Annotated in this window: 13 protein-coding genes; 5 read left to right on the plus strand and 8 right to left on the minus strand. The window is 40.4% G+C overall.

The genetic code is table 11. The features are described 5' to 3' along the window. Positions 1-5: 5 nt before the first annotated feature. The 5 genes from darA to dnaX all read right to left on the minus strand — a co-directional run bounded on the left by darA (position 6) and on the right by dnaX (position 3770). A complete protein-coding gene (gene darA, locus P3R27_RS07715) occupies positions 6-335 on the minus strand; it encodes a cyclic di-AMP receptor DarA (protein WP_010736048.1) in 330 nt (109 codons plus the stop codon). Beyond that, positions 332-994, minus strand: coding sequence for a dTMP kinase (gene tmk / locus P3R27_RS07720; protein ID WP_034689079.1), 663 nt, complete (start codon positions 992-994; stop codon positions 332-334). The genes darA and tmk overlap by 4 nt, the downstream gene beginning before the upstream one ends. An 89-nt stretch (positions 995-1083) precedes the next feature. After that, on the minus strand, positions 1084-1680 hold the full coding sequence (gene recR, locus P3R27_RS07725; RefSeq protein WP_019722633.1) for a recombination mediator RecR: 597 nt from the start codon (positions 1678-1680) through the stop codon (positions 1084-1086). Positions 1681-1703: 23 nt separating this feature from the next. Then, positions 1704-2015: a YbaB/EbfC family nucleoid-associated protein gene (locus tag P3R27_RS07730; RefSeq protein WP_034689080.1), complete on the minus strand. Its 312-nt coding sequence runs from the start codon at positions 2013-2015 to the stop codon at positions 1704-1706. Between the two features lie 18 nt (positions 2016-2033). Continuing rightward, positions 2034-3770, minus strand: coding sequence for a DNA polymerase III subunit gamma/tau (dnaX, locus tag P3R27_RS07735; RefSeq protein WP_034689081.1), 1737 nt, complete (start codon positions 3768-3770; stop codon positions 2034-2036). Between the two features lie 464 nt (positions 3771-4234). On the opposite strand from dnaX, the gene P3R27_RS07740 reads away from it, so the two are divergent. From P3R27_RS07740 to P3R27_RS07760, 5 genes are all read left to right on the plus strand, one after another. Next, complete coding sequence (locus P3R27_RS07740) at positions 4235-5482, plus strand: SPFH domain-containing protein (RefSeq protein ID WP_034689082.1); 1248 nt, start codon at positions 4235-4237, stop codon at positions 5480-5482. A gap of 17 nt (positions 5483-5499) precedes the next feature. Continuing rightward, positions 5500-6693, plus strand: a complete 1194-nt coding sequence (locus P3R27_RS07745) for a TFIIB-type zinc ribbon-containing protein (RefSeq protein ID WP_034689083.1) — start codon at positions 5500-5502, stop codon at positions 6691-6693. Next, entirely contained in the window at positions 6690-7496 is an 807-nt protein-coding gene (locus tag P3R27_RS07750) for a TPM domain-containing protein (protein WP_034689085.1), read from the plus strand. Before P3R27_RS07745 ends, P3R27_RS07750 begins: the two co-directional genes overlap by 4 nt. 225 nt (positions 7497-7721) lie before the next feature. Continuing rightward, positions 7722-8027 carry a hypothetical protein gene (locus P3R27_RS07755; protein WP_034689086.1) on the plus strand — a complete coding sequence of 102 codons (306 nt, stop codon included), beginning with the start codon at positions 7722-7724 and terminating at the stop codon, positions 8025-8027. A gap of 27 nt (positions 8028-8054) precedes the next feature. Next, complete coding sequence (locus tag P3R27_RS07760) at positions 8055-9377, plus strand: PTS sugar transporter subunit IIC (RefSeq protein ID WP_284592286.1); 1323 nt, start codon at positions 8055-8057, stop codon at positions 9375-9377. A gap of 505 nt (positions 9378-9882) precedes the next feature. Here the strand turns inward: P3R27_RS07760 and P3R27_RS07765 are convergent. The 3 genes from P3R27_RS07765 to murA all read right to left on the minus strand — a co-directional run bounded on the left by P3R27_RS07765 (position 9883) and on the right by murA (position 12806). Beyond that, positions 9883-10146 (minus strand): type B 50S ribosomal protein L31, encoded by a 264-nt coding sequence (locus P3R27_RS07765; RefSeq protein WP_034689088.1) that lies wholly within the window; start codon positions 10144-10146, stop codon positions 9883-9885. A 96-nt stretch (positions 10147-10242) separates the two neighbouring features. Continuing rightward, a complete protein-coding gene (gene rho / locus P3R27_RS07770) occupies positions 10243-11538 on the minus strand; it encodes a transcription termination factor Rho (RefSeq protein WP_034689091.1) in 1296 nt (431 codons plus the stop codon). Continuing rightward, on the minus strand, positions 11535-12806 hold the full coding sequence (gene murA, locus P3R27_RS07775; RefSeq protein WP_034689092.1) for a UDP-N-acetylglucosamine 1-carboxyvinyltransferase: 1272 nt from the start codon (positions 12804-12806) through the stop codon (positions 11535-11537). Before murA ends, rho begins: the two co-directional genes overlap by 4 nt. Positions 12807-12971 lie beyond the last annotated feature (165 nt).

Consider the following 12971-nt stretch of genomic DNA (forward strand, 5'->3'; position numbering starts at 1 on the left):
TCCTCCTAGAAATGGTGGAATCCTTCAACTGGTAAGACAAAGACTGTTGCTCCGCCCACTTCTACTTCTACAGGATAAGGAACGCCACCGTCCATTGAAATATCTAAAGTTACTGGAGTAGAAACAAATTGTTTTCTTGACTCACATGTTTTTTTGATGATCTCTAATGCTTCTTCGACACGATCGTCCTCAATACCAACGATAAATGTGCTGTTTCCCGCTTTAAGGAAACCACCAGTAGAAGATAATTTAGTAGCACGAATGTTTGCATCGATCAATTCATTGGACAAACGGTTGCTATCTTTATCTTGAATGATTGCTAAAATGATTTTCATTTACGTTCACCTTCCTGACTTTCAAAATATTGTGGAAATTGGTTGATAATTGCGTGGTAACTCAATTGTAACACTTCTTCAAAACTATTTCTTGCATCGATCTTATGGATGCGGTCTGGATGCTCCTCTACCAATTTCAAATAGGCATGACGGACACGCTGGTGGAACTCTAATCCTTCTGAATCTAAGCGATCGATTTGATTCTGGCGATTTTTAGCGATTCGACGTAATCCTGTGTCAGAATCCACATCAAGATAAAGAGTAAAATCAGGAGTCGTTCCTTCTGTAGCAAATTCATTCAGTTTAGCAATCTCGTTTACGCCGATCCGACGACCTGCACCTTGATAGGCCAACGAACTATCGACAAAACGATCACACAAAACGATTTTCCCACTCGAAAGTGCAGGTAAAACTTTTTCGACTAAGTGTTGTCTTCGAGCAGCTGCGTATAATAAACTTTCTGTTCGCTCGTCCATGCGATCATTTTGGGGATCAAGAATCACTGCACGAATCTGTTCAGCAATTGGTATCCCACCTGGTTCCCGAGTTTGAATAATCTCTGTTTTTGCTACTTGTTGTAAAAGAGGATATAGTTCTTTGATGATACTCGTTTTACCTGCACCATCAGGTCCCTCGATCGTAATAAATAAGCCGTTCACACTTGTTCCTCCATCTCTTCTCTTGCTTTTCTATTGTATCTGAAAATCTTTGTTGATCAAACTACCGCGATTTGACTCGTAGCAAAAAATCATAGTTCACGTCTGCCTTCGACCGCTTTCATTAAAGTCACTTCGTCTGCATATTCGATATCGGAACCCACAGATAAGCCATGAGCTAACCGAGTGACTTTGATACCAGCAGGCTTGATCAATCGTGAAAGGTAGATTGCTGTTGCTTCTCCTTCAGTGGTCGCATTTGTTGCGATGATCACTTCTTGGACCTCTGCATCATGTAAACGTTGTAAGAGAGGAGGGATATTGATATCTTCTGGACCCGTACCTTCCATTGGTGACAATACACCATGTAGCACATGGTACAAGCCACGATACTCACGCATCTTCTCCATCGCCATGACATCTTTTGGTTCTTCAACAACTAAAATGATGCCACGATCTCTCGAGGGATCTTTACAAATCTCACAAGGATCTTCTTCTGTGATATTTCCGCAAATACTACAAAAATGTAGATCGCGTTTGACGCTCAATAAAGCTTTGGCAAATTCATTGACCACTTCATCCTTCATATCGATCGTATAAAAAGCCAGCCTTGTCGCTGTTTTTTGACCAATACCTGGAAGTCTCATATAACTGTCGATCAGTTTGGCAATTGGTTCTGGATATTGCATGTTCATTTCCCCTTCAGGAAAATTTAAAAGGGTAAGCCCTTAGTGTATTTTCCCATTGTTTTTTCGGATTCTTTATCGATTTTTTCTAATACGTCATTGACAGCCATCACGATCAAATCTTGTAGCATTTCGGTATCTTCTGGATCAACTACTTCATCATTGATCTGGATATCTTTCATTCGACGATTGCCAGTAAAGACGACTTTGACTAGATCATTCGTAGAACTACCAGTAAATTCTGTTTCATTTAGTTTTTCTTGGGCTTCGCCCATTTCTTTTTGCATTTTTTGGACTTGTTTCATCATCCCTTGCATATTTCCCATTCCGCGCATCATTAGTATCGCTCTCCTTTTCTAATCATCGATGACTGTGACTGCTGAACCGAAAAGTTCTTCAGCTTTCGTCACTACATTTTTTTGGTTTGTTTGTTCTTGAGGAAGCAATTCAATCTCGTCTGATTCATTATCAGACGCAAACGATTCTTCGGCTTCTCCATCCTTTGCTTGGACGAGATAATTTTTCCTTAGACCGGGCCAACTTTCCCGTGTGATATAGACAGGCTCTGGCGCATAATCTTTGATCATGCGGCTAAGTTGGTTGTGGATCGCTAATTGAAGCTCTTCGTCATTAGCTGCGCGCTGACAGACGATTTCATAATCAAAAGCAATCACTAGTCCCTTAGGTCCTGCCGCAACTGGTTCACTTGCTTTGAGCATCGCTCGCTGGGTCACTGACAAACTCATCAAAAGATCATCCCAGACTTCTTTTACTTCATTCAAGTGTTTCCTTGTCGCCTCTTTTAGTACATTATACACCCGTTCCGTGGGAATACGGTATGTACTTGGCTGTTTTTTCTGAACAGGTGATTGCGTCGTTTGCTGATTCGCAATGACTTTCACCGTGCCATTTTTGATTTCTTTGATTTCCTTTTTCAGCTCTTGGATCTCTTGTTGCAACTGTCTTACTTGTTGCTGATCGATCTCACTAGGCCCTTGCTGACTTTCATTTGCTGAAGATTGAGCTAGTTTCACTGTCGCAACCTCTAAATAAATGGTCGCATTATTTGTAAAACGCACTTCATTTTGTGTATCGCTCAAAATTTGGATCATTTGAAACAAGCGTTGTGCCGGGATTTCTTTCGCCAATGTCGTGAATGTTTCTGTTTTGACATGTGAGGTTTCCTGTAATAGATTTGGTGCTTGCTGAAACATCAATAGATCACGGCAATAAGACAACAGATCTTCTAAAAAGCGCCGTGATTCTTTTCCTGCCGCTAAAATTTGATTCAATTCTTGTAAGGCTTGTGGGATCTCTTTGCTAAAACAAGCGGATAGATAAGCATCCATCATCTCATTCGTCAAACTCCCCGTGACTTGCATTGCATCATCCAACGTGATCGTACCATCACTGAAAGAAATCGCTTGGTCAAGAATACTTAACGCATCCCGCATCCCACCTTCTGCTGCTCGTGCGATGACAGTCAACGCAGGCGCTTCGTAAGCAATCTCTGTTTGATCCAAGATATATTCTAAATGTTCGGTAATATCTGCTGCATTGATCCGTTTGAAATCAAAACGTTGTGTTCGCGAGATGATCGTTGCAGGGATTTTGTGCGGTTCAGTGGTTGCTAAAATAAAAATAACACTTTCTTTTGGTTCTTCCAGTGTTTTCAGTAAAGCGTTGAACGCTCCAGTCGAAAGCATGTGGACTTCATCAATGATATAAATTTTGTAAGCGGCTTTTGTTGGTGCATAATTTGCTCGATCTCTGATAAAACGGATCTCCTCAACACCATTGTTACTTGCCGCATCGATTTCAATGACATCTTCTTGTGTCCCAGTCGTAATCGACTGACACATCTCACAATGATTACAAGGTTCACCATCTTTGCTGTTTGGGCAATTGATCGCCTTGGCAAATATTTTTGCCGCACTTGTTTTCCCTGTCCCCCTTGGTCCTGTAAACAAATAGGCATGTGAGGTTTTATGGGAAACAATCGCATTTTTTAATGTTTGTGTCACAGCTTTTTGTCCAACGATATCCTCAAATCTCTGTGAACGCCACACACGATAAAGTGCTTGATATGCCATAAGGATCCCCCTTCTTTTGAAAAATTCACTAACTTTTATTATACGTGATTTAGCAAAAAAAAACTACTATACTTTATTCGGTTATAACAGAAGTGAACAATACTCAGAAATAAGCCTTACCATTCAAAAAAGCTGCTCATATTTTGGGATGTTTCGGCTAAATACCAATTTCGAACATCGTTTATCTAAGTTGTGAAAGAAGCCATTAACTCTAGACGATTAGACAGAAACATCCAAAATAGCTATTTCATAGTTGATTTTTTTTTAGCTGTGTTCAAAGAGTTGCGCCTTGAACAGTATTTATCCAGATTCTAAAAAAGTTCAGTTCTAAAACGTATGGCTGAACGTGGAAAATAGTCGCTCTGGTATTCTACATCTTTCGACTGAGAGCATTTTCAGTCTCCTATGGTATAATACAAACATATACGTAGTAAAAAAATACTTGCTCACAGGGAGGAATTTTTATGGGACTTATTAAAGCAGCAACTAGCATGATCGGCGGCGGATTAGCAGATCAATGGATCGAAATCATTGAACCAGACAATATGAGCGACACCACAGTCATGACAAAAGGTGTCAAGGTGCGTAAAGACGATAAACGAGGATCCAATCGAAAAGGTACAGAAGATGTATTGACAGATGGCACAGTCGTTCATGTCTATCCGAACATGATGATGCTTTTGGTAGATGGTGGAAAAATCATCGATTACACAGCGGAAGAAGGCTATTATACGATCAAAAACGATGCTGCCCCTTCCATGTTCAATGGTTCATTGAAAGGTGCAATCGCTGAAACCTTTGACCGCTTTAAATTTGGTGGCGTAACCCCACAAAAACAACAAGTATTCTATATCAATCTACAAGAGATCAAAGGAATCAAATTTGGCACAAGCGCGCCATTAAATTACTTTGATAATTTCTATAATGCAGAATTATTCTTACGTGCGCATGGAACGTACTCTATCCACATCACTGATCCAATCTTATTCTATACAAATGCAATTCCTAAAAATAAGACGCATGTTGAAATTGCAGATATCAATGAACAATATTTAGCAGAATTCTTGACTGCTCTTCAATCAGCGATCAACCAAATGTCCGCTGATGGGCAACGCATTTCCTATGTCCCATCAAAAAGTTTAGAACTAAGCAAATATATGGGCACAGCGTTAGACGATTCCTGGCGCGAGCTTCGTGGGATGGAGATTGTTTCTGTCGCAGTTGCTAGCATCTCTTACACAGATGATTCGGTCAAACTCATCAACATGCGTAATGAAGGTGCCATGTTAGGTGATCCTAGTGTCCGTGAGGGCTATGTGCAAGGTTCGATTGCTCGTGGGATGGAAGCTGCAGGTAAAAATGATGCCGGTGCGATGACTGGCTTTATGGGCATGGGAATGGGAATGAATGCCAATGGCTCCTACTTAGCTCAGTCCTCACAAAATAATCAAGAACAAATCAAGCAACAACAAGAAAAACAAAATCAACAAACAGCTCAAGGTACTAACGATACATGGACTTGTCCTGTCTGTGGTACCGAAAACACCGGGAAATTCTGTTCAAACTGTGGTGCTGCAAAACCAGTGGCGAATAGCCAACCAAAGCTTGAAATGAAATGTAGCGAATGTCATGAAGTAGTGGATCTTTCAAATGGAATTCCTAAATTTTGTCCAAATTGTGGAAAACCATTCAAAGGTATCCCACTTGACTAGTTGAAAGGGGTGCCTGAATGGATGCTTTAACACATAAATGCCCCAATTGTGGCGGACCATTGACCTTCGATCCAAAAGATCAAAAATTTCATTGTGACTATTGCCTAAATGTTTATACAGAAGCAGAAGTCAGTCAATATGAAGAGGAACAAAAAGCGGCCCGCGACATCAATGGGACTCAAGATCAACCAGTTGCAACGGATGATTTCACCTTTACAGCAGAAGAACAGCTCGAACAAATGGATGAAACAGAACGTCAAGCATTTGCTGATGCTGGTGGAATGACTGACACAGAGGCAACAGCTGAACAGACGTCTACCGCCGAACAAAGCAACATCGAATTATTTTTATGTCCAAACTGCGGTGCAGAAATCGTCACAGAAGCCACTACAGCTGCTACCTATTGTTACTACTGTCATAATCCAGTCGTGCTATCCGGACGACTAAGTGGTGACTTCTTACCAAATAAAGTCCTGCCTTTTGCTGTAGAAAAAGAAGAAGCAATTAAACAGTTTCTCGCATGGACGAAGAAAAAATGGTTTGTACCAAAAGCATTTTTCAATCAGGAGCAAATCGACAAATTAACTGGCGTTTATTTTCCTTATTGGGCGACCGATGCCGAACTGGACGGTTCCTTGCAAGCCAATGGAACAGTTATCAGAATCTGGCGAGTCGGCGATATCGAATATACCGAAACAAAACAATATGCTGTACAGCGGGAAGGGAAACTTTCATTTAAAGAATTAGTTAAAAATGCCTTGTCAAAAAACACCCAACAAAAGATGGTAGAAGCTGTCCAGCCATTTCCTTTAGCTAAAGCTATCGGATTCAAAAGTCAATATCTTGCTGGATTCCAAGCAGAAAAACGTGATATTGAGTACCAAGCGCTCAAAGCAGATATCCAAAATGAGCTACGTGACTATTCGGAAAAATTGTTGCGTGACACTGCAAATGGCTACACTACTTTAACCGGGGTACGAACTTCTACTGAAATCACCGGTCAAAAAAATGAATATGTCTTATTGCCTGTTTGGCTTGTAACTTACCGTAGTAATGACTCCAATAAAAAAGTCTACTACTATGCTATGAATGGACAAACGGGTAAGGTCAGCGGTGTGTTACCAATCAGCCATAAAAAACTAGCTTTGACCTCTTTTAGCATATTCGCCGTTTTAGCCATCCTCTTTATGATTGGAGGGTACTTGATATGACCAAGCAGAAACATAACCTGTATCTTTTCTTTTTATTCGCTGTTAGTTTACTTTGGGCACCGTTCGTAGATGCTGCTACCCCAACGGTCAATGATGAAGCGGGTCTATTTACAAGCGACCAAATCGTAACATTGAACCAACAGGCACAAGAAATCAACGAAAAGATCAAAGGGCAAGTTTTTATCGTGACTACTGAGTCTAACTCTGAAGAGCCTAGAGACTTTGCTGATAACTATTTGAGAAACGCAATCGGAAACGATCAAAATGGCTCTGTTTTACTATTAGATATGGGCCAACGAGAAATTTATATCTCTACTTCTGGAAATATGATCGACTATTTGACGGATCGCCGGATCGATTCGATTTTAGATGATGTCTATGATCAGATGACGAATGCAAACTATTATGCAGCAGCCCAAGCCTATTTGACCAAAGCTTCTACTTATGTAGATGAAGGAGTGCCTGGCGGTCATTATCGTATAGATGAAGCCACAGGTAAAATCACTCGGTATAAAGTTTTGACTACCGTCGAAATAGTGATTGCGGTGGCTTTGGCAGCTATCTTAAGCATCGCTTTTTATATGATCACCGCCTCACGATACCAATTGAAATCTGGGACATACAAATACCCATTTCGTGAAAAGGCAAGTATCAAATTGACGAACAAAACAGATCGTTTAACAAACTCCTTTGTCACGACTCGTCATATCCCTAAAGCGCCACCACCAGGAAGCGGTGGTGGCGGCAGCACGACTCATTCGAGTGGTGGCGGTACCTTTGGCGGCGGTGGCCGAAGTTTTTAATTAAACGAAAACAGAACACAAACCAAAACATGGATCAGACTATGAGGGAATCCCTTTATCTGATCCATGTTTTTTGATTCTTTCATCAAATACTTACACACGTATCCATACTTATTAGGTATAGAAATAAAATTACTTAATATAGATAAATATATTGATTTTTAATTTCATAAATGTATACTTGATTTATGAAAGCGTTTCAAAAAAACATCAGGAGGTCTCACCATGAATAATAAAGAAACAGTTCCATCAATCATTCATTTTGGGTTGAAATCGGCTTGTTACTTGCTTCTTGCTTGTATCGTAAGTGGTATCTTCATTCCCTATTTATTCTATTTGTTACACTGGGAAGTTCGACTAGGGGTCTTTCTCTTTCTTCCTCCCTCTGTAGCTGCTGTCATCACTGGCAATCATTATTTTATTTCAACTAATACAGGTTTTACTAAAGGATATATCCGAACATTTCTTATTGCTACAGTCTGTCTCATGTTTGTCGCTTATTTATGGTTGTATCAAGGCATCATCTTCTAAATTCTATCGATAAAAAGGAGTGTCAAAATGTTAACAAAGTTTACAGAAATCATTGAGCGTTATTTAGCAGGTCCAATGGCTACAATTGCCAACCAAAGACATTTACGTGCCATTCGTGATGGGATCATCGCTACATTGCCACTAATTATCGTCGGTTCGTTTTTCTTGATCATTGCGTTTCCTCCCTTACCACCCAGTTGGGGGATCTATCAGTTCTTGTCCGAAAATGCAGCAACTATTTTATTACCCTATCGCATGACTATGTATATCATGTCTCTATATGCGACATTTGGCATCGGTGCCAGTTTAGCCAAAACCTATAAACTAGATGTTGTTTCTGGTGGTTTACTCGCTACGATTGCTTTTTTATTGACCTTTATCCCTGTCAATATTCCCCTTGAGGCTGCGGAAGCTGCTGGCACTTCTGGTTTTGTTTTGCCTATGGCCAATCTTGGCGGTGGTGGGATGTTTGTCGGAATCATTACTTCAATTTTTGCAGTCGAAGTGTATCGTTTGACGGATAAATCGAAATTTAAAATCACAATGCCTGAGCAAGTACCTCCTGCGGTTGCTCGTTCTTTCGAAGCGTTAACTCCAACCTTGATCGTGATTTTAGTCATGGCATCGATCAGCTATTACATCGGCTTTGATTGGCACACTGCCGTTTCAAAAATTGTCAGCCCTTTGATCAGCGCAACCGATACGTTGCCGAGTGTATTGTTGCTGATTTTTCTAATCACTTTTTTCTGGGCATTTGGTATCCATGGCGTATCCATCATTGGTTCACTTGCCCGCCCCTTATGGTTGCAGATCTTAGAATCCAATACAACTGCAGCAGCAGCTGGTCAGGCTTTACCCAGTATTGCAGCTGAACCTTTTTATCAGTGGTTTGTTTGGATTGGTGGCGCAGGTTGTACGATCGGTTTAGCCATTCTGCTTGCCTTCACAGCCAAATCAAAATATGCTTCAAAATTAGGTAAGGCAATCATTACTCCTTCTATTTTCAATATCAACGAGCCAGTTATCTTTGGCGTACCGATCGTATTGAATCCAACACTGATCATTCCGTTTATCTTTGTTCCAATGGTTTGCGCAACCATCACTTGGTTTGCGACTAAACTAGGCTTAGTCAGTGCGGTTACCATCACCGCACCATGGACGCTCCCTGGTCCTATTGGCGCTTACTTAGCTACAGGTGGTGACTGGCGTGCAGCTGTATTGAACATTTTATTGATCATTCTTTCCGTTTTCATGTACTATCCATTTGTTAAGATTTATGATAAAAATGAATTAGCAAAAGAACAGGCTTTAGAAACTGAAACACCAAGAGAGACACCACTATCTAACTAATTTGAGAGATACTTAAAGTAAGTTTGAGTCTACTTCTTTTATTTCATAAAAACAGCACCTACTTACCTTAAAGAAAGAAGTAGGTGCTGTTTTTTATTACTGTTTTTTCATTCTAGTATAACTGACTTATTGTAACTTATTATTTCAATACCCAGACACTGCTTGATCATACAGCCGATTTCAAACGGATTGCACAATACATCCCGCACCCACATACAAGTTCTGATATAGGTATTTTAGACACTGTCAGGATGATTTGATAAAGCGCAGGATCTTGCTTTAGAACTCATACAGTATTTCTTTTTAAATATTCTTTGAATGTTTTTTCGTCATTGTTTTTCCTACCATTTTTAACATTCGGTGCAAACAATTATTTCAAATAAAATCTTACAGGAAGCGTTCATAATTAACAATAGGTCAAAGTTTCCCAGTGTAATCCTTTAGACAAAAAAACAGACTACACATAGTGTGTAGTCTGTACACCTTTGATTGCTCAATGGTTTGATTATTCCGCAGCGTTTTCGTCTTTGAGACCGTATTTTTTGTTGAAACGGTCCACACGTCCGTCTGCTTGTGTGAATTTTTGACGTCCAGTGTAGAATGGATGTGAGTCAGAAGTTACTTCGACACGGATGACTGGGTATGTATTACCGTCTTCCCATTCAACTGTTTCTTGTGAAGTTTTTGTTGAACCTGACAAGAATGTGAAACCAGTTGTAGAATCCAAAAATACGACTGGATGGTAATCTGGATGGATATTTTCTTTCATGCTATTCGCTCCTTTGCCCTGCTTCATTTGCTGAACCAGAGTTGATTTGTCGATTTACAACATTTACATCTTACCATGTTTCCTATAAGCTTGCAATTATCTTTTTAAATTTCTTGTGGGATTTTTTTTGCCAAAAGAAACATCTTGGAAATCTTTAAAAAATTGTTGGTTATTTTTAGTTTTTCGCAAGAAACGAATCAATTGTTCCGTATATTCTAATGAGTCGCCAATCATATGCTTACGGAGTTTCCAGATTTCTTCGAGCTGATCACTATCCATCAATAACTCTTCTTTACGAGTACCTGATTTTTTGATGTCGATGGCAGGGAAAATACGTCGCTCTGATAGTTCACGAGATAGTTGTAATTCTAAGTTCCCCGTTCCTTTGAATTCTTCGTAGATGACATCATCCATCCGACTCCCTGTATCAACTAATGCCGTAGCCAAAATCGTTAAGCTACCGCCTTCTTCAATATTTCTGGCAGCGCCAAAGAATTTTTTCGGTTTGTACAATGCAGCAGGATCGATCCCTCCGCTCAATGTACGACCACTTGGTGGTACCACTAGATTATAAGCACGAGCTAAGCGAGTGATACTGTCCATCAAGATGACGACATCCCGTTTATCTTCAACTAAACGCATAGCACGCTCTAAAACCAATTCAGAAACCCGCGTGTGGTTTTGTGGTTGCAGATCAAATGTGGAAGAAACCACATCGCCTTTGACACTACGTTCAAGATCGGTTACTTCTTCAGGTCTTTCGTCGATCAATAGAACGATCAACTCCACTTCTGGATGATTTTCAGTGATCCCATTAGCGATTTCTTTTAAGATGGATGTTTTTCCTGCTTTTGGCGGTGCAACGATCAAACCACGTTGGCCAAAGCCAATCGGCGCGAAAATATCGATCATACGTGTTGCGATTTGTTGAGGTGTCGTTTCTAAACGAAGTTGCTTCTCCGGATAGAGTGGCGTCAATGCTGGGAAATGCGGGCGCTCTTTCGCATCTTCCGGATCTCTCCCATTGACACTTTCAACGTGCATCAATCCGTAATAACGTTCTGATTCTTTAGGCGGTCTTGCTTTACCAGCTACTTTGTCACCGTTTCTTAAACTGAAGCGACGAATTTGGGAGGCAGAGATATAAATATCTTCGACACTTGGACCATAGTTGATCGGACGCAAAAAACCATAGCCGTCTTGTCCAACGATATCTAAAATCCCCTCCATATAGTAAAAGCCTTGTTTTTCAGCTTGAGCTCGAATAACAGCTAGGGATAATTCCTTTTTGTTCATCTTACTGTAATAAGGAATCTTAAATTCTTTTGCATAACTGTAAACATCTTTTAGTGTTTTGTTTTCCAGTTCGGCCATTGTCAAATAATCGCTCATTCGGCTTCCACTTCCTCCACCATTTTGATACCTGCTCCGATTGCTGTTAATTTCTCGATGATATGATCATAGCCACGCAATATATATTCGACATTATAAATCGTGGTCGTGCCTTCTGCCATTAATCCTGCAATCACTAAACAAGCCCCTGCGCGTAGATCTGAAGCAACAACTTCAGCACCATGGAGTTTATTCGGACCATTCAGGATGATCATATTCCCTTCTACCGAAATATCAGCACCCATTCGTGCTAATTCAGGAACATGATTTACTCGCTTCGAATAGATCGTGTCCACGATCTCAGCTGTTCCTGTAGTCATCAATAATAACGGTGTCAACGGTTGTTGTAAGTCTGTGGCAAAACCTGGATACGGATAAGTCATCACATTCGCGGCTTTTAAATTCTTTGAAGGATAGACTTCGATCTCGTCTTCACTGATTTTCATGCTCACACCGATTTCTTGAAGTTTAGCAATAAAACTTTCAAGATGCTCATAGATCACATTCTTGATTTTTACGCCATTTCCTGCGGCAGCAGCTACAGCTAAATAAGTCCCTGCTTCGATACGATCAGGAATCATGAAATGACGGCAGCCATGAAGTGCTTCTACTCCTTCAATACGGATAACATCAGTACCTGCCCCACGGATCTTGGCACCCATATTGTTCAATAATGTCGCAACATCAATGATTTCAGGTTCACGCGCCGCATTTTCGATCGTCGTCTGTCCTTTTGCTTTCACTGCTGCTAACATGATATTGATTGTTGCACCAACAGAAATCACATCCATAAACACACGATTTCCATTCAGCGTTTTGTTTTCTGTTCGTAGGTACATCGCACCATGTTCATTTGTGACCTTTGCTCCTAGCGCTTCAAATCCTTTGATATGAAGGTCGATTGGACGCGGACCAAGGTAACAGCCGCCTGGTAGACCAACAACTGCTTCGCCAAATTTAGCTAATAAGGTGCCCATAAAATAGTAAGAAGCACGCAAGCTATTGATCTTCCCACTTGGCATCGGTACTGAAACGACACCACGTGGATCGATTTCTAATACATTGTTTTCAAAACGGACAGTTGCGCCCATGATTTCTAAAATTTCTATCAATGAATGAACATCTTGAATATCAGGTACACCTTCCAAGATCACAGGAGAATCTGCTAAAATCGCTGCTGGTATCAAGGCAACTGCACTATTTTTAGCACCACTGATCGTTACTTCACCAGTCAATGGACGATTTCCTTCAATGATTATTTTTTTCATTTGTTCCCCACCTTGTTTATTCCTCAAATTTTATACATATGCTTGTATTTTATCATAGATGAAACGAAGAAACGAGTATCGTTCCTTTTATTTAAATAAAAAAAGAGAACAATCGCCGGATTGGCACATTGTTCTCTTCTATCAGTTATCTCGTTCGATCTAACT

Origin of the sequence: Enterococcus spodopteracolus (assembly GCF_030441955.1) — a bacterium.
GTDB classification, from domain to species: domain Bacteria; phylum Bacillota; class Bacilli; order Lactobacillales; family Enterococcaceae; genus Enterococcus_B; species Enterococcus_B spodopteracolus.

What these genes read in the sequence shown, in the direction of transcription:
- recR (WP_019722633.1), bottom strand. Translation starts at nt 1,680, where the DNA reads ATGCAATATCCAGAACCAATTGCCAAACTGATCGACAGTTATATGAGA.
- P3R27_RS07740 (WP_034689082.1), top strand. Translation starts at nt 4,235, where the DNA reads ATGGGACTTATTAAAGCAGCAACTAGCATGATCGGCGGCGGATTAGCA.
- dnaX (WP_034689081.1), bottom strand. Translation starts at nt 3,770, where the DNA reads ATGGCATATCAAGCACTTTATCGTGTGTGGCGTTCACAGAGATTTGAG.
- P3R27_RS07760 (WP_284592286.1), top strand. Translation starts at nt 8,055, where the DNA reads ATGTTAACAAAGTTTACAGAAATCATTGAGCGTTATTTAGCAGGTCCA.
- murA (WP_034689092.1), bottom strand. Translation starts at nt 12,806, where the DNA reads ATGAAAAAAATAATCATTGAAGGAAATCGTCCATTGACTGGTGAAGTA.
- rho (WP_034689091.1), bottom strand. Translation starts at nt 11,538, where the DNA reads ATGAGCGATTATTTGACAATGGCCGAACTGGAAAACAAAACACTAAAA.
- P3R27_RS07750 (WP_034689085.1), top strand. Translation starts at nt 6,690, where the DNA reads ATGACCAAGCAGAAACATAACCTGTATCTTTTCTTTTTATTCGCTGTT.
- P3R27_RS07745 (WP_034689083.1), top strand. Translation starts at nt 5,500, where the DNA reads ATGGATGCTTTAACACATAAATGCCCCAATTGTGGCGGACCATTGACC.
- darA (WP_010736048.1), bottom strand. Translation starts at nt 335, where the DNA reads ATGAAAATCATTTTAGCAATCATTCAAGATAAAGATAGCAACCGTTTG.
- P3R27_RS07765 (WP_034689088.1), bottom strand. Translation starts at nt 10,146, where the DNA reads ATGAAAGAAAATATCCATCCAGATTACCATCCAGTCGTATTTTTGGAT.
- P3R27_RS07730 (WP_034689080.1), bottom strand. Translation starts at nt 2,015, where the DNA reads ATGATGCGCGGAATGGGAAATATGCAAGGGATGATGAAACAAGTCCAA.
- P3R27_RS07755 (WP_034689086.1), top strand. Translation starts at nt 7,722, where the DNA reads ATGAATAATAAAGAAACAGTTCCATCAATCATTCATTTTGGGTTGAAA.